We start from the raw sequence: 21,517 nt of genomic DNA, 5'->3' as shown, positions 1-21,517 counted from the left end.
GTATGTCGAGTGTTAAACGATTTATCGCGGGCGTGACCTGCCCACGCTGCGCCGCCATGGATCGCATCCGCGCCTGGGAGCAGAACGGTATTCGCTACCGGGAGTGCGTCAGCTGCGATTTTTTCGAGCAGCTGCCCATCGAAGACGAAGCGGCCCCGGAGCTCACCACCCGAGTGAACCAGGTTCGCGACGAGCAGAAAGTTCAGGACATCCAGCCCGTGCGTATTCTAGATCCTGGCAAAAAGAAATAACGCCCCTCGCCGCCCCGTCGCAGGGTGCGGCGAACACCCCGCCTGCCAAGTGTGCGGAATTCCGCACACCTGCCTGCCTGATCCGTGCGAAAAGCCAGACACTCCGCGCCTTTTGTGTTTCAACCAAAGTTGAAGACCGATTTTTCAATTTATTGATTTAAAAATAAAAATGCATACATGGCACGAGTATCGCTCTGTATAAGCTGCTTAATGATGAAGCACTGGCGGTGTCCCGCACACGCCAGACGATAATCCCAATAACAGCTTAGGAAATCTCGCCATGCGCAATACGATGCCCAAAACGATTGCCCTGCTCGCAGGTAGCGCACTTCTCGCCGCTGGCACTGCCCAAGCGGATCGCTCCGAGTGGCCGACCAACTTCACCGTAGGAACTGCCAGCCAGGGCGGCACCTACTTCGTTTACGGTTCTGGCTGGGCAAACTTCATTGCCGAAGAGCTAGACGTTTCTGGCGGCGGCGAAGTCACCGGCGGCCCGACCCAAAACCTGGCGCTGGTGCACAGTGGCGATATGGCCTTCGGCCTGACCACCATGGGCCCGGCATCCGATGCCATGAAAGGCGAAAGCCCGCTGGCCCCCGGCCTGGTGATGGACAACGTGTGCGCGCTGTTCCCGATGTACGAGACACCGTTCTCCATCGCGGCGCTCTCTAGCTCCGGCATTACCTCCATCTCAGACATTCCTGATGGTGCGCGCATCGGTTTCGGCCCGGCCGCCTCGACGTCTGACACCTACTTCCCGGCCATGCTGGAGACCCTGGGCGTGAACTTCGAGCGTCGTAACGGCGGCTGGTCGGATCTGGGCGGCCAGCTTCAGGACGGTCTGCTCGACGTTGTCGCCTTCGCAGCGGGCATCCCGATTCCGGCGGTTAGCCAGCTGGAAGTACAAACCGACGTGAACATCATCGAATTTACCGAAGAAGAGCTGGCCACCGTGCTGGATAACTATCCGGTTGCTGAGTTCACGATCCCCGCCAGCACCTACACCACGCTGGAAGAGGACGCTCGTGCCGTTTCCATGTGGAACTTCGCCATTGCCGGTTGCGACCTGCCGGAAGACTTCATCTACGAAGTCACCAAAGCGACCATGGAAAACAACGACCGGATGCGCGACGTACACCGCAGTGCTGAAACCAGCATTCCGGAGAACATCGTTCATAACACCGTCCTGCCCTTCCACCCGGGTGCAGCACGCTGGTACGAAGAGAACGGTTACGACATCTCTGACGACATGATCAAGTAAGTACGACGCACCATCGCGCTGCCCCGCTGCCGATCCTGTCGGGCGGGGCAGCGTTCGCTACTGCCCCTTTCTCTGCTTTTGCTGTGAGGGTGACCTCTGATGAGTCACAATACCGACCAAGACCCCAACGGCCTCAAGGATGACGCCCTAGCGGCTTCATCAACGCCCGACTCGATTGCCGATGGCGTCGATGAAGAAGTTGTTGAGCCCAACCGCCGCCTATTCGTTGGCTGGCAGTTCCTGCTATTTGCAGCACTGGCGATTGCCTACTCAGGTTTCCACCTGTTTTCACTCAACGTGTACCCCATGGAAACCTGGTCGTTCCGTATCGTTCACATCGCCGGTGCGTTGATTTTGGGTTACGGGCTGTTTGCCGGTGCCCGCTTTGCTGAAGATGACCAGCAAGCCTCCCCTGCTTGGCTGAAATGGGTGAGCTATGCGCTGTTGATCCCTGCGGTGTACTCGCTGGTCCAAGTGGTTTTGATGCAGCAGACCATCAACGGCGGGGCCATGCGTATCGACCCGGCCATAGAAACGCTGCACTTTGGCTACCCACTGATGGCCACCACGGCGGTCGCCATCGTGCTCTCCTGGTTCTACCGCCAGGCGCGCCACCGTTTCAACGCCGCTGATCTCGTGCTCATGGTGTGCGCACTGGCCAGCGCGGGCTACCTACTGATGGCCTTCAACACCACCATGCGGATGTCCACCGGCACCTCGTTTGCGCCGCCCGGCATCTCTTGGGCAGCCATCGCAGGCTCGCTGCTGATTCTCGAACTGACTCGCCGGGTGGCAGGGTTGGCGCTGGTCGTTATTTCGGCCGTGTTCCTGACCTATGTCTTCGCAGGCCCCTATTTACCCGGCTTCCTGGGCTATCCTGGCCTGTCGGTCCAGCGCTTCTTTAGTCAGGTCTATACCGATGCGGGCATTCTCGGCCCGACCACGGCGGTCTCGTCCACCTATATCATTCTGTTCATCATTTTTGCCGCGTTCCTGCAGGCCTCCAAAGTGGGCGACTACTTCGTCAACTTCGCCTTTGCCGCGGCAGGCCGCGCCCGGGGTGGCCCGGCGAAAGTCGCCATCTTTGCCTCTGGCTTGATGGGGATGATCAACGGTACGTCGGCTGGTAACGTGGTCTCCACCGGCTCCCTGACCATCCCGCTGATGAAGAAAGTAGGTTACCCCGCTCGTAGTGCAGGGGCGATCGAAGCGGCCGCCTCGACCGGTGGTCAGATCATGCCGCCTATCATGGGGGCGGGCGCGTTCATCATGGCGGAAGTGACCGGTATCCCCTATACCGAAATCGCCATTGCCGCCGTCATTCCGGCCATTCTCTACTTTGCATCGATCTACTTCATGGTAGATTTCGAAGCCGCCCGTAAAGGCATGCGCGGCATGCGCAAAGACGAGATTCCGCTGTTCTCCAAGCTAGTGAAGCAGGTCTACCTGTTCGCACCGATCATCATTTTGATCGTGGCGCTGTTCATGGGCTACTCGGTGATTCGTGCGGGTACGCTGGCCACTGCCTCTGCGGCCGTCGTCAGCTGGATTTCACCCAACAAGATGGGCCTGCGCGCCATTCTAAGAGCGCTGCAGCTTGCCGGTACCATGTCCATTCAGATCATTGCCGTGTGTGCCTGCGCGGGGTTGATCGTGGGCGTGATCTCGCTGACCGGTGTTGGCGCGCGCTTCTCTTCGCTGCTGCTGGGCTTGGCGGGCGTTAGCCAACTGCTGGCGCTGTTCTTCGCCATGCTGATCAGCATTCTGCTGGGCATGGGGATGCCGACCACAGCGGCCTACGCAGTGGCCGCATCGGTGGTCGCACCAGGGTTGATCAACATCGGCATCGAGCCGCTGATTGCCCACTTCTTCGTGTTCTACTTCGCCGTGGTCTCGGCCATTACGCCGCCGGTGGCGCTGGCCTCCTACGCGGCCGCCGGTATCTCTGGGGACAACCCCATGGGCACCTCGGTGGCGTCGTTCAAGATCGGCTTGGCGGCGTTTATCGTGCCGTTCATGTTCTTCTACAGCCCAGCCATGCTGATGGAAGGCTCGGCGATGCAGATCCTACGCGTTGGCCTCACCGCCACACTGGGCATCGTGCTGCTCTCCGGTATGGTGCAGAAGTGGTTCTTCGGGCCGGTGAATGTGGTGCAACGCTTGGTGATGTTAGTGGGCGCGCTATTCCTGATTTACGGCGGTATCTATACCGACGTGGCAGGCTTGGCGATTGGTGCCGTGCTCTTCCTCATGCAGCGCAAGCAGCACGGAGGCAAAGGCAAGGCAACGGCAAACGCTACCTAAACCGTTACGTTTACCAGAGCCACGCTACGCAAAACCGCGTACCACCCACGCAACAGCCGGAACCGAAAGGTTCCGGCTTTTTTATTCGCCTAGCGGATGGCGCTCAGCCCAGCGTGAACCAGAGCGCTGCGGCCAGCATCGATAGCAGGGTGACCGGCACACCCACTTTAGCGAACTCTATAAACCCAAGGTGGACCCCTTGACGCTTCGCGCCTTCTGCCACAATCAGGTTTACCACGCTGCCGATCAACAGTAGGTTCCCGGCCAGAGTCGACATGACCGCCAGCATGACGAGGGTGGACTCTGACAGTGCAGGGAATAACCCCAACAGCAGCACCACAAAAGGGACATTGCCAATCACGTTACTGGCCACCAGCGACATACCCGCGATACTCCACGCATCGCTGGGCAGCCCGCCTTCACCGACCAGACGATTCACGACCGCGCTAGCCTCTGGCAGCGATGCCACACTCCCCGTGACGATAAATAGGCCCACAAACAGCAGAAGCAGATTCCAGTCGACGGCGTGTGTGTAGCGGTGGCTGGCCACGCGGCGCGACATCATCAACACCAGCGCCACGGCCAGCGCCGACCATTCGCGGGGGAGCGGTGTCGAGAACAGCACCAACAAGGCAACAGCAGCCAACAGTGGCTTATAGCGAAGGCTTTCTGCCACAGGCGCCGTTGCCAATGGCACCGAAGCGGGGCCACTGAGCCACCAGCGCCGCCGCCAAGCGAGCCAGATGACGCTGTAGGTTGTCATCAGCGCGACCAGCGCAGGAACGGCGGCTTGCAGGGTGTAATCCCAAAACGCTAAGTCGCCCGCCTGACCAATCAGAATATTTTGCGGGTTGCCGATTAGGCTCGCCGCCGAGCCTGCGTTGCAGGACATCGCCAGGGCCAACAAGAACGGCCGAGGGTCTAACCCTCGCGCCAGCAGCGTCTGGCACAGCAGCGGCGTCAGCGCAAAGGCGACAATGTCATTGACCAACAGCGCCGATAGCACGCCGCCCAACAGCACTACGCCGAGCAGCAGTTTGTTAGGCTGTTCCGCATGCCGGGCCATCCACTCTGACAGCTGGTGATACACCCCTGAAAAGCCAAACTGGGCCGAGACCAGCATGAGCGCCATCAGCAGCACCAGCGCGCCGATGTCGATATGGCTGGCAATCTCCTCCAGCTGAACGGTGCCGGTCACCAGCAAGACACACGCCGCCGCGAGGGCCATCCAAGAGCGGTCGACCTGCAGGCCAGGCAAGCGGCCCACTGCCATGCCCAGGTAGGTGAATGCGAACATGGCAGTGATCAACCACATCGTGTGGTGCTCCTTCTCAAAGCGCAAAAAGAGCAGGCATCATACGGCGCTTACTGAGCGCCACAAAGCGCTAAAAACCTGTTAGAGACCCATAAAAAACCGGCCTGCATCAAGGATGCAGGCCGGTATGATCAGCAGGCAAAAGCGTTAGCTCAGGTTATCCACCACCTTCAAAACCGGGGCTGCCTGGTTCAGCGTGTAGAAGTGCAGGCCCGGCGCGCCTCCGTCCAGTAGCCGCTCGCACAGACGAGTCACTACATCGGTACCAAAGGCGGCAATGGCGTCGCTGTCATCGCCGTAGGCTTCTAACTGCTTGCGAATCCAGCGGGGAATTTCCGCGCCGCAGGCATCGGAAAACCGCGCCAGCTTGGTGTAGTTGGTGATCGGCATGATGCCGGGAATGATCGGCTGCTCGACGCCCAGCGCACGCGCTTTATCAACGAAGTGGAAGTAGGCATCGGCGGTAAAGAAGTACTGGGTAATCGCCATATTGGCCCCCGCATTCATCTTGCGGGCAAAGTTTTCCACATCCTTATCGAGGCTGGGGGCCTGTGGATGAGATTCCGGATACGCCGCGACCGCGATGTCGAAGTGGTCGCCTGTCTCATTACGAATGAACTCGACCAATTCATTGGCGTAGCGTAGCTCGCCAATACTGGCCATCCCGGAGGGCATGTCACCGCGCAGGGCCACTAGGCTATCGACGCCCTCTTCGCGGTACTGCGCCAGCAGATCACGGAGCTGGGCCTTTTCGCTGCCGATGCAGGAGAGGTGCGGCGCCGTGGTGATGCCACTTTGGCTAACGGTGCGCACGATATCCCGAGTGCGCGCCTGGGTGGAGCCACCCGCGCCGTAGGTGACCGAGAAGAAACGCGGGTTACGAGCGGCCAGCTCATCACGCACGTGAATTAGCTTCTCCCGACCGGCATCGGTGTTGGGCGGAAAGAATTCAAAGCTAATACCTAACGGATGCTCTTGGCTGCTCATGGTTTATCCTCGCAGTGCGGTAACGTGATCATTATTTAGGGTATTCTCGCTGCTTCGCCGCGCAGCGGCTAATGAAAGATTCCACGGTCGACCTTCAATTCGGCTCATGTTGGCACCACCGCGTCTATCAAGGAGGAGATATGGACTTAGCACCCAGCGCGTTAATGGGCCCGCTGCTCATGCTGTTAGGGTATGTGGGGCTCGGCTTTATTGCCGCCCAACGGTTGAAAATAGACCCGCGCCCGATCGCCACGCTGCTGGTGTACCTAATTGCGCCGCTGACAATTTTTCGCGCGCTGATGAACGGCGGCCCCACCTTAGAGTATTTGGTGCTCACCCTGGCGATGTTTCTGTTGGTCAGCGCCATGGCACTGGCCGTGCGCTGGGTTACCCAACACCGCTTTGGCCCGCAGGAAGGCGCGCTGCTGGCGTTCTCTTCTGGCACCGGTAATACCGGCTACTTTGGGCTGCCCGTCGCGCTGATTCTGCTACCGCCGGAAGGGGTGACGCTGTATCTCTTCTGCATGCTGGGCATCAATTTATACGAGTTCACGGTGGGGTTTTATTTGAGCGCCCGGGGCCACTTCTCGGTACGCCAGAGCTTGGCCAAAATTATTCGTCTGCCGCTGGTCTATGCGTTTCTCTTAGCGCTGCTACTAAACGCGCTCAACGCCACGCTGCCGGAATCACTGATGAGTTCATTAGCGGTCTTTCCCGCCACCTATACCCTGCTGGGCATGATGATCATTGGCATGACGTTAAGCCAGGTCACCCTCGCCGCGTGGGATACGCGCTTTGTGGCGACCTGCGTGGGCCTGCGCTATTTGCTCTGGCCGCTGGTGATGCTGGGGGCGGTGCTGGTGCTCCAGCAGTTCACGCCGCTGGCACCAGAGCTGGCGATGGCGCTGCTGCTATTGGGCGTGGTGCCAATGGCCTCGAACGTCGTCGTTGTAGCTATGGAGTTGGGCATTCAGCCGCAGAAAGGTGCTTTAGCGGTACTTACCACCACACTGCTGGCACCGCTGTTGATCCCGCTCTATCTGGGGCTGATGCTGCGGCTCACCGGGCTCGGTTAAAACCCATCGACGCCCGCCTGCTGCAGTTGGCGGGCCATGCGCTGCACGTCTGGATGGCTGAAGAAGGCAACGAGCGCTTCGCCGCGTACCGGGCCAACGCCTGGGGTGGCTTGCCAGTCGGATCGAGAGTAACCCGCGAGGGTGTACCAATCACCCAGCCCAGCGTCGCCACCGGGGGGCATTCCCAGCGCCGTCAGCCATGTCGCATAGGGCGCTTGGCGCGCCGCATTGAATTGCGCCATCAGCGCTGTGGCGGTGGTCGCGCCAATACCGTGGGCTTGCTGTAGCTGCTCCGGCGTCAGCTCCAACCAGCCAAGCAGCTCCGTCACCACACCGGCCTCCATCAGCGCCTGCCACGTGCCTTCGCCAATCCCCCGCATGCCCAGCTGCTCGCTGAGATAGGTTAAGCGGGCCAGCAGTTGGGCGTTGCATCCTGATGTTAGGTCTGAACTTAGCGTAAAGCAGCTCAACAGATGGTAGCGCTCGGGCGGCGGGGCGCTTAGGGCGGCTCTTTCACGGGTTTGCCACACCACGCTGTCTACCTGAGGAATCGTCAAGCCCGCCAACGTCACCGCCACTTGGTCACCTGGGCGCACGTCCCACGCCTGCCAGCGCTCCAATGAACCCAGCGACACGCGGCTGATGCGCCGCCCTTCCAGAGTTACCGGGTAGAGCCATAGCAGCGGCGTTACGCGCCCGGTGCGCCCCACCCGAAACTCGACCCCGCGCACCTGAGCAAGCGCCTGCTGAGACGGATACTTCCAGGCCACCGCCCACTCAGGGGGCGATGACGACCAGCGGCGCACGCCAGGGCGCTCAGCCTGTTTTAATACCACGCCGTCGGTGGCAAACGGCAGCGGGCCGTTGAACCACCGCTCGCGCCACTCAGCGGCCGCCTCCTGGCCGCTGATCGAGTGGGTGTAATCGGCCGTATCGAACCCTAGCGCCGTCAGTTGCGCTAGCCGCTCGGTCATCTGCGTCGGGCCATCCGGCCAGTCCCATACGAATAAGCCGATGCGATTCAGCGTCTCTTGGCTCGGGTTGCGCTGCGCCATGGCACCGGCCACGGCACCTCGGGCACCCGAATCTGGCTGGCGTGCCTGCACGTGATTATCCAGCCGCCAGTAAAGCTCGCCCTGCAGCACCGCAGAGACGGGCTCAGGAAGCGTTACGGGCACACCGGGCAGCTGCTGAACACGCACCGTCCAATCCTGCCCCCGCTCACCGTCTCCACGGCTAACAGCCTCGACGAGCTCCCCATTCTGATAACGCAGCGTCACCGCCACGCCATCCACCTTGGGTTGAATCCATAGGTCTTCGCGGCGGCTGGTAAAGCGTCGAATACCGTCCTCATCGGCTTTAGTGAGCCCGGTTTGAGCGGCCGGATGCGTGCGGGTACCGTCGCTGCTGGTCACTCGGGTAAGCGGCTGATGGGGAGTCGGGGAATCCAAGCAAGCTTGCCAGTTTTCCAACCGTGCCAGCGCTTGATCGTACAGCTCATCAGCAATCAGCGATTCGCCATTATCATGGTAAGCGCGGTCCCACACTTCGATATGTTCAGCTAGCGCCTGGGTTTCCAGCGCCAGCCGCTCGGCAGGCCAGTCGGGGCACATGTCTGCCTGTGCGGAAAAAGTGACACTCATTAACCAGGCTGCCGCTAGGCTCGCTATTCCTGTCATTCGCCAACCCGACATACGCATCCTCACGTGGTGAACGGGAAATTTTTCAGTCCTTATTAAAGTTAACTTATAGGAAACTGACAGAGATGCAATGCGCAGCAAGCCGCTCTCGGAACCGTGTTCGACCCATAAAAAAAGCGCCCCCTGGCGTGAACCAAGGGGCGCTTTTCGCTAACCCATGACGCTCATTGCGCTTGCGGGAAGCTTATAGGCCAGCGGCCTGACGCAGCGCGTCTGCTTTGTCAGTTTTTTCCCACGGGAAGGCTGTAAACGTCTCGGTATGCGTTTCGCCTTTGTCGTCTACCCAGCTGTAGCTGTGCTCAAACGGCTCGCGGCCAAAGTGGCCATACGCAGACGTGAGGCGATACATCGGATGCAGCAGGTCGAGCATCTTGGTGATTGCGTAGGGGCGCAAATCGAAGTGCTCGCGCACCAGCCCAACGATTTTCGCGTCGTCGATTTTGCCAGTACCGAAGGTGTCGATAGACACCGAGGTAGGCTCGGCCACGCCAATGGCGTAGGAGACCTGAATCTCGCACTTGTCCGCCAAGCCCGCTGCTACGACGTTTTTCGCCACATAGCGGCCAGCGTACGCGGCGCTGCGGTCTACTTTCGACGGATCTTTGCCCGAGAACGCGCCGCCACCGTGGCGCGCCATGCCGCCGTAGGTATCGACGATGATCTTACGACCGGTCAGGCCACAGTCGCCCACCGGGCCGCCAATCACGAACTTGCCGGTCGGGTTGATGTGGTACTGGGTATTGGCATCCAACCACTCAGCGGGAATCACCTGCTCAATGACTTCACGCTTAATCATTTTGCGCAGGTCTTCTTGATCGATTTCCGGGTCGTGCTGAGTCGACAGGACAATCGCATCCACGCCACACGGTTGGCCTTCAGCGTTATAGCGGAAAGTGACCTGGCTCTTGGCATCCGGACGCAGCCACGGCAGCAGGCCGTTTTTACGCAACTCCGCCTGACGCTCGACCAAACGGTGCGAGTAGTGGATCGGCGCTGGCATGAACGAATCGGTTTCGTTCGTGGCGTAGCCAAACATCAGGCCCTGGTCGCCCGCGCCTTGGTCTTCCGGCTTGGTACGATCAACGCCCTGAGCAATATCGACACTCTGCTTGCCAATCAGGTTGATGACGCCGCACGTGGCACCGTCGAAGCCCACCTGAGAAGAGGTGTAGCCGATATCGGTAATCACATCACGCACCAGCGTCTCTAGATCCACCCACGCGGAGGTGGTGATCTCACCGGCAATAATGGCAACGCCCGTCTTCACCATCGTTTCACAGGCAACGCGGGCCTGTTTATCCCGGGCGATAATGGCATCTAACACCGCGTCTGAAATCTGGTCGGCAATCTTATCGGGATGGCCTTCGGAAACGGACTCGGAGGTAAACAGGGAATATTCGCTCATCGCGCACTCGACCCTCTGTATGACGGCTGCTCTGTTATGACCGCAGCATCAGCAGGAAATCATGGCAGGAAGTCCCCTGCCCGTATAAAGAAGCGGCACCATCACTTTCACCACCACTTCGGGAGCCAGAGTCTACACGCTGTTGCAAGTTCTTCCCACAACGTGCCCCTGAGAATTTGCCGCCGCCGGGGAAGTCAGCGACAATAGCGCCTTTATTCTTTCCGTTTTCAGGCGAGGAGCACCCCCATGCCGTCCCGTTTTGAGCTGGCCAATGCCATTCGCGCCCTTTCCATGGATGCTGTTCAGAAGGCCAAATCCGGCCACCCTGGCGCCCCCATGGGTATGGCTGATATTGCCGAGGTGCTGTGGAATGACTACCTCAAGCACAACCCCGAAGACCCCAAGTGGGCCGATCGTGATCGGTTCGTGCTGTCGAATGGTCACGGCTCCATGCTGCTCTACTCGCTTTTACACCTAAGCGGCTATGAGCTGAGCCTGGAACAGCTGCAAAACTTCCGCCAGCTGCACTCGCCCACCGCTGGCCACCCAGAGTTTGGCTACGCCCCCGGCATCGAAACCACTACCGGCCCGCTGGGCCAAGGCTTTGCCAACGCAGTGGGTTTCGCGATTGCCGAGAAAACCCTGGCCGCGCAGTTCAACCGCCCCGGCCATACCATCGTTGACCACCACACCTGGTGTTTCTTGGGCGATGGCTGCTTGATGGAGGGTATCTCCCACGAAGCGGCGTCCCTGGCGGGCACTCAGCAGTTGGGCAAACTGATAGCCCTTTACGACGACAACGGCATCTCTATCGATGGCGAAGTCGAAGGCTGGTTCACCGACGACACCGCCAAGCGCTTTGAGTCCTACGGCTGGCACGTGGTACCGAACGTCGACGGTCACAAGCCTGACGAGATCAAGGCGGCCATTGAGCTGGCGAAGAGCCATGACGACAAGCCTAGCCTGATCATCTGCAAAACCATTATCGGTTTTGGTGCCCCCAACAAGCAGGGCAAAGAAGAAGCTCACGGCGCACCGCTGGGTGACGACGAAGTGGCCCTGGCACGTAAACAGTTGGGCTGGGAGCACGCGCCTTTCCATATCCCCGAGCCGATTTACTCCGCCTGGGATGCCCGCGACGCTGGTAAAACGCGCCAACAAGAGTGGGAAGGCCGCTTCGCTCGCTACACTGAAGCCTTCCCGGAAGAAGCGCGTGAATTCAAGCGCCGCATGAAAGCGCAGCTGCCCACGGAGCTGGCGACTGAAGCGCTGATCCAGCAGGCCCAAGAGAAAGGTGAAAGCATTGCCTCGCGTAAAGCGTCGTTTGAAGCGCTGAACGTAATTGGCCCGCAAATGCCGGAACTGCTCGGCGGCAGCGCTGACCTAGCGCCGTCTAACCTGACCTTCTGGAAGGGCGCGAAAGCGATCACCCCTGACGATGCCAGCGGCAACTACCTGCACTACGGGGTGCGTGAATTCGGCATGGGCGCGGTGATGAACGGTATCGCTCTGCACGGCGGTTTCGTGCCGTACGGCGCCACCTTCCTGATCTTTATGGAGTACATGCGCAACGCCGTGCGTATGGCGGCGCTGATGGGTCAGCAGGCTATTTACGTGTTTACCCACGACTCTATTGGCCTGGGTGAAGATGGCCCGACGCACCAGCCGATCGAGCAGCTCACCAGCCTGCGCACCACGCCGAACCTGAACACGTGGCGCCCCTGTGACGCCGTGGAGACCGCCGCTTCCTGGGATGCCGCGATTAAGCGCCACTCTGGCCCGACGGCGCTGGTACTCTCGCGCCAGAACCTGCCGCACCAGCCGCGTACCAAGGCCCAGCTCGCGTCTATCCAGCGCGGTGGCTATGTGCTGAAAGATAGCGAAGGCACCCCAGAGCTGATCCTGATTGCCACGGGTTCCGAAGTCTCCCTGGCGATGGACGCCGCGGCCGAGCTGGAGCAGCAGGGTAAAGCCGTGCGCGTAGTCTCCATGCCGTCCGCTTACCGTTTTAACGGCCAAGACGCTGACTACCGTGAAAGCGTGCTACCCAAAGCCGTCACCAAGCGTATTGCCATCGAAGCCGGCCATGCCGACTACTGGTACAAATACGTTGGTCTCGATGGCCGCGTGATTGGCATGACCACCTTTGGTGAGTCGGCCCCGGCTGGCGAGCTGTTCAAGCACTTCGGCTTTACCGTCGAGAACATTGTTAAACAAGCCAATGAGCTGCTGGGTTAATCCCCCGCTCACGGGTCACGCAGTGCGGGCATCGCGATGCCCGCGCTAAACGGTCTGTTATGGCTAATTAGCTACTGGTTGATCGGAGAAGTGGTCATTCACTTCTCCGGTTTACCCATCTCTTCTGGGGTGGTGGGCATGCTGCTGCTGTGCGCCACCCTCGCTATGATCGGCAGAGTGCCCTCCAGCCTTGCTGCCGCTGCCCAACCGCTGATTGCGCTTCTGGCTATGCTTATTATGCCGGGTGTGGTGGGTGTGTTCTTTATTCTGGATGAGTTGGCGGGCCAATGGCTGGCCATTGTGGCCGCCCTGCTATTCGGCACGCTGCTCAGCGTGTTCACCACGCTATGGTTACTAACGCGTTTGATGGGACGCAGCCATGCTGACTAACCTGCTGCCCACCTTAACCGCAACGCCTTTACTGGCCGTTGGACTAACGCTGGCCGCTTATTTGGTGGGCAGCGCAGTTTTTATACGGCTGGGTAAGCCCTCCTGGCTGCCCGCTATTTTGATCGCGGCACTCCTTTTGGCCGCAATACTGGCGCTGCTGGGGCTGCCTTACGCCACCTACCAGCAGGGCGCTACATGGCTAACCGTGCTGTTAGGCCCCGCCACGGTGGCGCTGGGTATGCCGCTTTACCAGCAACTGCCGCGAATCCGTGAACTCTGGCGACCGCTAGCCGCCTGCCTGCCTATTGCTGCTGCTTTGGCGGCTTGCTATGCCTTGGGCATTGCCTGGCTGTTAGGCGCGAGCCCAGACATTTTGGCCTCCATTGCGGCAAAGTCGGTGACCGCGCCTATTGCCATCGGCATCACCGAACAGCTCGGCGGCAACGTGGCGCTGTTAATGGGCTCGCTGCTAGTGACCGGCGTGCTGACCATCCCCTTTGTTAGCTTGGCGGCTCGGCTGCTACGTATCAACGATGAGCGCATCATCGGTTTTGCGCTGGGGCTCAACGGGCACGCCATTGGCACCGTGCGGGCGTTTGATATTAGCCCTACCGCCGGGGCGTTTGCCTCGCTAGGGATGAGCCTAACCGGTATTTTTACCGCGCTGCTGTTGCCGCTGGCGTGGCGGCTAGTGGGCATCGGGGCTGGGTAAGCAACCCCCGGTGAAATACGCTATCATCGGGCCACTTTTTCTAAGAGCCGCATCGCAACATGGCGAACGCTTCCACTAAATATCGCATTGCTATCAATGGTTATGGACGCATTGGCCAGTGCGTGCTGAGAGCACTGGTGGAACGCCAACACCCAGAGCTTGAGGTGGTGGCGATTAATGAGCTATCTGACCTCGCCACCATCACGTATCTCACCCGTTACGACACTACCCACGGACGCTTCCCAGGTGAGGTGGACAACGATGGTAGCGCCTTGCTCGTCAACGGCCAGCGCATCCACGTGCTGTGCGAACGCGACCCGCAAGCGCTGCCCTGGGGTGAGTTGGATATCGACTTGGTGCTGGAGTGCTCGGGTAGCTTTAAGGATCGCGCCACCGCCGAGCAGCACTTAACGGCTGGGGCCAAGCGGCTGCTGTTCTCCCAGCCCGCTGAAAACGATGTGGATGCCACCATCGTGTGGGGCATCAACGAGCATGAGCTTGCCCCCACCCAGCGCATCCTCTCTGCGGCGTCCTGCACCACGAACTGTTTGGTGCCGCTGCTCACCGTGCTGGATGAAGCATTGGGCCTGGAGCACGGCGTCACCACCACGATTCACTCAGCGATGAACGATCAGCCGGTGATCGATGCGTATCATCAAACCGACCTGCGCTTAACTCGCTCTGCCATGCAGTCGATTGTGCCGGTGGATACCGGCTTGGCAGTGGGTATCAGCCGCCTGATGCCGAGCCTGGCCGGGCGTTTTGAGTGCCTGCACGTGCGGGTACCCACCATTAACGTCTCTGCTATGGATGCCGCGCTGACCGTACGCCGCGATACCAGCGCCGCCCAGGTGAACGCGCTGCTACACAGCGCCAGCCAGCAGCGCTTACAAGGGGTGCTAGGCTATACCGAAGCCCCCATGGCATCGATCGATTTTAATCATGACCCCCGCTCTGGCATTCTAGACGCCACCCAAACCCGGGTGGCTGGCACACGCTTGATCAAGCTGCTGTGCTGGTTTGATAACGAGTGGGGCTTTGCCAACCGCATGCTGGATATCAGCCAGCGCTTGGCAACGTTTCGCTAATTGATGGGCAGCACTACCTAGCGCTCTTACATTCGCTTGAACACGAGGAAACCGCTCACATGAACGTGCAAAAAATGACCGACCTGCCCCTGGAAGGGCAGCGCGTGCTGATTCGTGAAGACCTGAACGTGCCGATCAAAAACGGCCGTGTTTCCAGCGATGCCCGCCTGCGCGCCGCACTGCCGACCATTCAAGCGGCAGCCAAGGCGGGAGCCAAAGTAATGCTCATGAGCCATCTGGGCCGCCCCACAGAAGGCGAGCCTGCTGAGGAGTTCTCCTTAGCTCCCGTGGCCGAACACCTTGGCGAGCTGCTGGGTAGCCCCGTCAAACTGATCAACGACTACCTCGACACCGCGCCCACGCTCAGCAACGGCGACGTGGTGCTGCTTGAGAACGTGCGCTTCAATAACGGCGAGAAGACAGACGACGAACCGCTGGCCAAGCAGTACGCCGCGCTGTGCGATATCTTCGTGATGGACGCCTTCGGCACCGCCCACCGCGCTCAAGCGTCCACCCACGGCGTGGCCCGCTTTGCGCCCACCGCCTGTGCAGGCCCGCTGCTGGCCCAGGAGCTGGACGCACTGGAGAAAGCCTTAGCGACCCCGGCGCGACCCATGGCGGCGATTGTGGGCGGCTCCAAAGTCTCTACGAAGCTCGACGTATTGACCGCCCTCTCCGATAAGTGCGACCAGCTCATCGTCGGCGGCGGGATCGCCAACACCTTTATCGCGGCGGCAGGCTATAATGTGGGCAAATCGCTCTACGAAGCCGACCTGATCGGTCAAGCCAAAGCGCTAATGGAGAAAGTCTCTATTCCGCTGCCCACTGACGTCGTTGTGGCCACGGAGTTCTCTGAATCCGCAGAAGCGGTAGTCAAACCGGTGGACCAGGTCGCTGATAACGAGATGATTCTGGATATTGGCCCGGACACCGCGGCCCACTTGGCCAGCCTGCTCAAAGATGCCGGCACCATTTTGTGGAACGGCCCCGTGGGCGTTTTTGAGATCGATCAATTTGGCAAAGGCACCGAAGTACTCTCTCTTGCCATTGCCGAAAGTAGCGCGTTTTCGATTGCTGGCGGTGGCGATACCCTGGCCGCTATCGACAAGTACGCCATTGCCGACCGTGTTTCCTATATCTCTACCGGCGGCGGCGCGTTCCTAGAGTACGTCGAGGGCAAACAGCTACCGGCGGTAGCCGCATTAGAAGCCGCAGCAAAGCGCGGCTGAACCATCACGCTGACACTGCACGCTCACTGCACCCGTTCACACTGACAACCTACAAGGTGACCCCATGGCTTTAATTAGCATGCGCCAGATGCTCGACCACGCCGCCGAATACGGCTACGGCATCCCCGCGTTCAACGTCAACAACCTCGAGCAGATGCGGGCCATCATGGAAGCCGCCGATGCCACCGACTCTCCGGTGATCGTGCAGGCCTCCGCTGGCGCGCGCAAATACGCAGGCGCCCCTTTCCTGCGCCACCTGATTTTGGCAGCGGTAGAAGAGTTTCCGCATATTCCGGTAGTGATGCACCAGGATCACGGCACCAGCCCCGCCGTGTGCCAGCGCTCTATCCAGCTCGGTTTCTCCTCCGTCATGATGGACGGCTCGCTGGGTGAAGATGGCAAGACGCCGATGGATTACGACTACAACGTTGACGTCACTCGTCGCGCAGTAGAAATGGCCCACGCCTGTGGCGTATCGGTTGAAGGCGAGCTGGGCTGCCTAGGTAGCCTGGAAACCGGCATGGCCGGTGAAGAGGACGGCATTGGTGCCGAAGGCAAGCTGGACATGGAACAGCTGTTGACCGATCCCGAAGAAGCCGCCGCGTTCGTCAAAGCGACTCAGGTCGACGCGCTGGCGATTGCCATCGGCACCAGCCACGGCGCATACAAGTTCACCAAGCCGCCGACCGGCGACACGCTCTCTATTCAGCGTATCAAAGAGATCCACGCGCGCATCCCGGACACCCACTTGGTCATGCACGGCTCCTCTTCCGTGCCGCAGGAGTGGCTGGAAGTCATCAACCGCTACGGCGGTCAAATTCCGGAAACCTACGGCGTGCCGGTTGAGGAAATCGTCGAAGGCATCAAGCACGGCGTGCGCAAGGTGAACATCGACACCGATCTGCGCCTAGCGTCCACCGGTGCCGTGCGCCGCTTCATGGCGGAGAATCCGTCGGAGTTTGATCCGCGCAAATTCCTGAAAGAGACCGTCACCGCTATGCGCGATCTGTGTATCGCCCGTTACGAAGCCTTTGGCACTGCTGGCAACGCAAGCAAAATCAAGCCGATCAGCCTGGAAGCGATGTTCCAGCGCTACGAGCGCGGCGAGTTGGCTCCTAAAATTAAGTAAGCAGCTAAGCAATTAGCAACGCTAAGGCGGCCTTCGGGCCGCCTTTTTTGTTGCAATGCAGCACAAATAGGCTATTACTAGAGAGCGCTACCCCACATTTCTTCACCAGGCAGCTCTCACTATGAAGCACTCCCCAATACCCCTGTTTACCCCGCCCACCGCTATGTTCGATTTGTGGAAAGTCGGCATGATGGGGATGGAACTATGGAGTTCGTCGCTGTCCACGATCGCCATGCGCCAACAGCTATGGCAAACCCAGCCCTTTTTTAGCCCCGCCATGATGCGTGAAAACCAGCGCATGGTGACCGAAAAGATCGAGGCCAGCATGGAAGCTGGCCTCGTGATGCAAAAAGCATTTTTCAGCGCGATGAGCGGTCAATACGCCCCCTGGTGGATTACCAGCCAGAAAGCGATGAAACCTTATCATCAACGTAGTAGCGCCAACTCACGACGCCTCTCCCGCTAACGGCACACTCACTCGTTATCGTCGTTACTCTGCTCGTCCTCGCCGTTTTCAATGGCATCTTCGGCGCTACCGGTACCACCGGTGCCGCCTTCGGTGTTGTCGCTATCGTCACCACCGTTGTCGGTGTTTTCTTCCGTCTCGTCAGCCGCGGCCATATCGGTGGTCGACTCGTCACGCTGAACGGCCCCGGCCTTGATGCCGTACTTCTCCTCCAGCGCCGCATCATCCAGCGCTTGGTGCTGCTCGCTATCGGCATCGGCTTCAGGCTCTGCCAACACGCTACCTGCAGAAGCCATCAGCGCGGTACCCACGACCAATGAGAGGAACCAAGGGGTGAATCGCATATACATCTCCATTTTATGGTTATCGCGGCGTTGCCTACCTACTATAGCCGGTCTCTCGATGATTCACATAGATTGCCTTGAAAACCGGGCAGTTAACCGAGGGTAGCGAGCGCTCAGCGGTATGGTCGCGCAGCTTCACTGTAAAAAATTATAAAACAGTGTTCACAAAGCCAGAAAAATCTCGTTCAATAGTCGTCTAGTCGGCTTAAATTAACGCGAGTAGCGCTTGTCACGCTGCAAGGAACTCCCATGCCGCTCCCACTTCTGCTGTTTGATTGTGATGGCACCCTCGTCGATAGCGAACCCCTACTGGCCGAAGAGATGGCTCGCGGCCTCAATACGGTCGGTCTCCCCTTTGCTTCTTCCGATTATCTTGGCGAGTTTCGGGGGGCCCGCTTCCGACGTATCGTGGCAGAACTGCAAACCCGCTATGGCGAGGTTGATGCCGAGCGCTTGAACCGCATGGAACAAGCCATGCGCGCCAAACTGGCGGAGCGCCTCGCCAATGAGCTCACCACCATTCCCGGCGCGCGCGAGTCGCTCGATGCACTGGCCCACTACCCCAGCGCCGTGGTCTCCAATGGGCCTGAAACCAAGATTCGTACCGCTCTAAAGGCGACCGGTCTCAGCGACTATTTCGGTCATCGGCTGTTTAGTGGCTATACCGCTAACTGCTGGAAGCCGGAGCCCTGTTTACATCTGCACGCAGCCAGTATCATGGGGTTTGCGGCGAAGGACTGCATTGCCATCGACGATGCGCTGGTCGGTGTTCACGCGGCGCTGCAAGCAGGCATGACCGTGATCCATCTGAATCGCTTTCCCGATGCCGAAGCAACGCCGGAAGGCGCTATCATGATGAGTAACATGTATCAGCTGCCTGCCGTTGTCGAGCAACTGACCCACGAGCGATGGCAGGCCGCAATGCCTCATCACTCAACAGAGAAATAGTATGGCTTCATTACGTGATCAGCTAAGTGGCCTCGTTTACTCCACCGAGCATGGCAAAACGTGCCCTGACTGCAGAGCCCCCATCGACGACTGCCGCTGTGAGGCCACCAGCGAGCAAGCGCGGCTTGCCGAATTGGATGGGATCGTTCGTATCCGCCGTGAGACCAGCGGTCGTAAAGGCAAGGGAGTCACGACCATCAGCGGCGTGCCGCTCCCCCAAGGGGAGCTCAAGGCACTGGCCAAAACACTCAAACAGCGCTGCGGCACCGGCGGCGCCGTTAAAGAGGGTGTGATAGAAATCCAGGGCGACCATCGCGAAACACTGCGCGATGCCTTAACCTCAATGGGTTATCAGGTGAAATTGGCGGGCGGTTGAAGCGGACAACGCACATCCCCGGCTCATGGCGAAAGGGCAAGGCACGATAATGGTTTGGTTGGAATACCTGCTACCGCTCATCTTTTTGTTTCCCATGGCAGCGATGGGCGGCATCGTATTAGCCTTGCGTAGTCTTCACGATGCCCGCGTTCATTCCCCCTTCGATGCGCCGCTCCGCGAGCCGGGGCAGGCGCTTCGCCATCGGCTCGATCAAGCGTTTTCAAGCCTGTTTCTTAACGGCACTTTAGGGCCTCTGGTCAGCCTTGCGCCGCTGGTCTACGGCATGGGACGAATGCTCTTCGTCGATAAACAGGACTGGGTCGAGTGGGCGCTGTATGGCCTGCTGAGCACACTCTTGGTGTTGGCGTTTTCGCTGCTGTTGGTGCGTGACTATCAGCGCATCCGCCGCTTGAAGCTGGGGCTTGCCTGCGAACTTGCCGTAGGCCAAGAGCTGGAACGTCTGGTTCGCCCTGAAGCGCACCCCTATTACGTGTTTCATGACGTCCCTACGGATAGCTTCACCATTGACCATGTGGTGGTCACCCCTCACGGCGTATTCGTCGTGGAAACCCGCGCCAGGGCACTGGCCATTGGTAGCAATGGCAAAGAGTTGAACTGCGTGGCGGTAGAGCGTGAGCGGCTGCGCTTCCCGCACTGGCAGGAGCGGCGGCCGCTGCACAAAACGCGCCAGGGTGTCAGCTGGCTGAGCCAGTGGTTAGAGCGCCGCTGCGGTGTACCGGTACCGGTGAAAGGGGTCCTGGTTTTGCCCGGCTGGGAAATCGACACCAGCGAAGCCTCGCCGGATATTCTCGTGGTCAGCGGCGAACAGCTGGCCAAGCAGCTGACCGACATCACGCCAGGACAGCTAAGCGATGCCATTCATGACAAGGTCATTCATGTTTTGCTAGAGCGGGCACGGTTGATGGAGCTCAAGCACCTCCGCCAACCGTCTGTCTAATGCCTCATTCAGTCGCCGCGTAGCCGCCCCCCATCTCTTGGGCAAGATCGACCGCGTAGTGGTCGGTCATCCCGCCAATGAAGTCCAGCATGCGCCGGTAGCTGTCATAGAGGGTCCAAGAGGGTAGCGGGGTGTTCTCGCCAATTAACGCCAGTACCCGCTGGTGCTTAAAAGAGCTTTGCCCGGTGTGGTGCAGCTCATGAGCGGCACCGATGAAGGCTTCTAACAGGATACCCAGCGTGGTGTAGGCACCAATCTCCAGCTTCGCCTTGCGCTCATTCTGAAAAATGCGCTCTCGGGCGAGTTGTTTGGCGGACTGCACTCCCCAGCCTAAATCCGGGTGACACAGCTCCAACAAATCCTCGCTGAGAGTACCGCTGAGCAGCGCCTGCTCATGCTGTACAAAGACAGCCCCCACATCGTTGACGGCACGCTCCATGGCGGCGCCTCTGAGTAGGGCGATCCGGCGGCGTTGCGAGACATTTTTACGCTGCATCTCGGCATATTCGGGCGGAAACTCACCAGCGATTTGACGCAGAATCTCGACCACTTCCTCGTAGCGCAGAATGCCCATCTCCAGACCGTCTTCCAGGTCTAGCAAGGCGTAGCAAATATCATCGGCTGCTTCGACCAGCCAGGCCAGCGGGTGGCGACACCAGCGCTGCTCTCCTTGGGGAAGTAATCCCACCGCATCCGCTACCTCTTTCAATAGCGCCTGCTCTGACTGGTAGCAGCCAAACTTACCCGCCCGCCCGCTATAGCGGACCGTCCATGGATATTTCAGCAGCGTGCCTAAAGTTGCCGCCGATAGGCGCATGCCACCGTTGAACTGGTTGTACTCGATCTGGGTGATGACGCGGAAGCCCTGCGCGTTGCCTTCATAGGTCAACAGATCGTCTCGCTCGGCATCGGACAAGCCATCCAGCAGGCCACTTCCCTGGGCACGGCGAAACCAATCGCGTATCGCGTACTCACCGGCGTGGCCAAAGGGCGGATTACCGATATCGTGGCCAAGGCATGCGGTTTGCACGATCACGCCCAAATCTGCGGGGGTGATCCAGTCAGGGAGACGGTCCCGCAGCAGCTCGCCCACAATCATCCCAAGCGAACGGCCGACGCAGCCAACTTCGAGAGAGTGGGTCAAGCGGGTGTGAATGTGGTCGTTTTCCGTCAGAGGGTGCACTTGGGTTTTACGCCCCAAGCGTCGGAAAGAGCCGGAAAAGACAATGCGATCATGATCTTTATGAAAGGGACTACGCCCAATTTCCCGGGTGCTGTCCGTTCGTTTATCGTGAAGGCGTCGTGGGGAAAGTAACTGATCCCATTGCATTTGTGTCATA

20 protein-coding genes are annotated in these 21,517 nt (G+C 59.5%); 14 read left to right on the top strand and 6 right to left on the bottom strand.

The features are described 5' to 3' along the window. The first annotated feature begins 2 nt into the window (after positions 1 to 2). The 3 genes from CTT34_RS00305 (at position 3) to CTT34_RS00295 (ending at position 3,816) form a co-directional block, all read left to right on the top strand. Positions 3 to 251: a YheV family putative zinc ribbon protein gene (locus tag CTT34_RS00305; RefSeq protein ID WP_159340568.1), complete on the top strand. Its 249-nt coding sequence runs from the start codon at positions 3 to 5 to the stop codon at positions 249 to 251. Between the two features lie 280 nt (positions 252 to 531). After that, entirely contained in the window at positions 532 to 1,512 is a 981-nt protein-coding gene (locus tag CTT34_RS00300) for a TAXI family TRAP transporter solute-binding subunit (RefSeq protein WP_159340567.1), read from the top strand. 99 nt (positions 1,513 to 1,611) lie between these two features. Then, positions 1,612 to 3,816, top strand: coding sequence for a TRAP transporter permease (locus CTT34_RS00295; protein ID WP_159340566.1), 2,205 nt, complete (start codon positions 1,612 to 1,614; stop codon positions 3,814 to 3,816). A gap of 103 nt (positions 3,817 to 3,919) precedes the next feature. Here CTT34_RS00295 and CTT34_RS00290 read toward each other — a convergent pair whose 3' ends face one another. Next, on the bottom strand, positions 3,920 to 5,131 hold the full coding sequence (locus CTT34_RS00290; RefSeq protein ID WP_159340565.1) for an ArsB/NhaD family transporter: 1,212 nt from the start codon (positions 5,129 to 5,131) through the stop codon (positions 3,920 to 3,922). Between the two features lie 147 nt (positions 5,132 to 5,278). Continuing rightward, positions 5,279 to 6,118 carry a methylenetetrahydrofolate reductase [NAD(P)H] gene (gene metF, locus CTT34_RS00285; protein WP_159340564.1) on the bottom strand — a complete coding sequence of 280 codons (840 nt, stop codon included), beginning with the start codon at positions 6,116 to 6,118 and terminating at the stop codon, positions 5,279 to 5,281. Between the two features lie 140 nt (positions 6,119 to 6,258). Here metF and CTT34_RS00280 point away from each other — a divergent pair, with 140 nt between their 5' ends. After that, entirely contained in the window at positions 6,259 to 7,194 is a 936-nt protein-coding gene (locus tag CTT34_RS00280) for an AEC family transporter (RefSeq protein ID WP_159340563.1), read from the top strand. On the opposite strand, the gene ligB is transcribed toward CTT34_RS00280, so the two are convergent. Then, positions 7,191 to 8,873, bottom strand: coding sequence for an NAD-dependent DNA ligase LigB (gene ligB / locus CTT34_RS00275; protein WP_159340562.1), 1,683 nt, complete (start codon positions 8,871 to 8,873; stop codon positions 7,191 to 7,193). The genes CTT34_RS00280 and ligB overlap by 4 nt on opposite strands. 205 nt (positions 8,874 to 9,078) lie before the next feature. Next, positions 9,079 to 10,299 carry a methionine adenosyltransferase gene (gene metK, locus CTT34_RS00270; RefSeq protein ID WP_159340561.1) on the bottom strand — a complete coding sequence of 407 codons (1,221 nt, stop codon included), beginning with the start codon at positions 10,297 to 10,299 and terminating at the stop codon, positions 9,079 to 9,081. 246 nt (positions 10,300 to 10,545) lie between these two features. Here metK and tkt point away from each other — a divergent pair, with 246 nt between their 5' ends. The 7 genes from tkt (at position 10,546) to CTT34_RS00235 (ending at position 17,551) form a co-directional block, all read left to right on the top strand. Then, positions 10,546 to 12,537: a transketolase gene (tkt, locus tag CTT34_RS00265; RefSeq protein ID WP_159340560.1), complete on the top strand. Its 1,992-nt coding sequence runs from the start codon at positions 10,546 to 10,548 to the stop codon at positions 12,535 to 12,537. 36 nt (positions 12,538 to 12,573) lie between these two features. Further along, positions 12,574 to 12,927, top strand: a complete 354-nt coding sequence (locus CTT34_RS00260; RefSeq protein ID WP_159340559.1) for a CidA/LrgA family protein — start codon at positions 12,574 to 12,576, stop codon at positions 12,925 to 12,927. After that, the gene (locus CTT34_RS00255) at positions 12,917 to 13,639 is read left to right on the top strand and encodes an LrgB family protein (protein ID WP_159340558.1); all 723 of its coding nucleotides are present in this window, start codon (positions 12,917 to 12,919) and stop codon (positions 13,637 to 13,639) included. Before CTT34_RS00260 ends, CTT34_RS00255 begins: the two co-directional genes overlap by 11 nt. A gap of 59 nt (positions 13,640 to 13,698) precedes the next feature. Continuing rightward, positions 13,699 to 14,727 carry a type I glyceraldehyde-3-phosphate dehydrogenase gene (locus CTT34_RS00250; RefSeq protein ID WP_074211222.1) on the top strand — a complete coding sequence of 343 codons (1,029 nt, stop codon included), beginning with the start codon at positions 13,699 to 13,701 and terminating at the stop codon, positions 14,725 to 14,727. A 59-nt stretch (positions 14,728 to 14,786) separates the two neighbouring features. Further along, the gene (locus CTT34_RS00245) at positions 14,787 to 15,956 is read left to right on the top strand and encodes a phosphoglycerate kinase (RefSeq protein WP_159340557.1); all 1,170 of its coding nucleotides are present in this window, start codon (positions 14,787 to 14,789) and stop codon (positions 15,954 to 15,956) included. Between the two features lie 64 nt (positions 15,957 to 16,020). Next, entirely contained in the window at positions 16,021 to 17,085 is a 1,065-nt protein-coding gene (gene fba, locus CTT34_RS00240; RefSeq protein WP_062363362.1) for a class II fructose-bisphosphate aldolase, read from the top strand. Positions 17,086 to 17,206: 121 nt separating this feature from the next. Continuing rightward, on the top strand, positions 17,207 to 17,551 hold the full coding sequence (locus CTT34_RS00235) for a hypothetical protein (protein WP_167520867.1): 345 nt from the start codon (positions 17,207 to 17,209) through the stop codon (positions 17,549 to 17,551). Positions 17,552 to 17,559: 8 nt separating this feature from the next. Here CTT34_RS00235 and CTT34_RS00230 read toward each other — a convergent pair whose 3' ends face one another. Continuing rightward, a complete protein-coding gene (locus CTT34_RS00230) occupies positions 17,560 to 17,895 on the bottom strand; it encodes a hypothetical protein (RefSeq protein ID WP_159340556.1) in 336 nt (111 codons plus the stop codon). Between the two features lie 249 nt (positions 17,896 to 18,144). On the opposite strand from CTT34_RS00230, the gene CTT34_RS00225 reads away from it, so the two are divergent. The 3 genes from CTT34_RS00225 to CTT34_RS00215 are packed head-to-tail and all read left to right on the top strand — an operon-like array spanning position 18,145 to position 20,177. Beyond that, entirely contained in the window at positions 18,145 to 18,843 is a 699-nt protein-coding gene (locus CTT34_RS00225) for an HAD family hydrolase (RefSeq protein ID WP_159340555.1), read from the top strand. Position 18,844: 1 nt separating this feature from the next. Beyond that, on the top strand, positions 18,845 to 19,219 hold the full coding sequence (locus CTT34_RS00220) for a translation initiation factor Sui1 (RefSeq protein ID WP_159340554.1): 375 nt from the start codon (positions 18,845 to 18,847) through the stop codon (positions 19,217 to 19,219). A 49-nt stretch (positions 19,220 to 19,268) separates the two neighbouring features. Next, complete coding sequence (locus CTT34_RS00215) at positions 19,269 to 20,177, top strand: nuclease-related domain-containing protein (protein WP_159340553.1); 909 nt, start codon at positions 19,269 to 19,271, stop codon at positions 20,175 to 20,177. A gap of 4 nt (positions 20,178 to 20,181) precedes the next feature. Here CTT34_RS00215 and CTT34_RS00210 read toward each other — a convergent pair whose 3' ends face one another. Beyond that, positions 20,182 to 21,516 (bottom strand): deoxyguanosinetriphosphate triphosphohydrolase, encoded by a 1,335-nt coding sequence (locus CTT34_RS00210; protein ID WP_159340552.1) that lies wholly within the window; start codon positions 21,514 to 21,516, stop codon positions 20,182 to 20,184. Between the last annotated feature and the right edge of the window lies 1 nt (position 21,517).

It is taken from the genome of Halomonas meridiana (genome assembly GCF_009846525.1).
GTDB lineage: Bacteria > Pseudomonadota > Gammaproteobacteria > Pseudomonadales > Halomonadaceae > Vreelandella.
The sequence above is the reverse complement of the archived record's forward strand: the minus strand, read 5'-3'. Positions and strand labels throughout refer to the sequence as shown.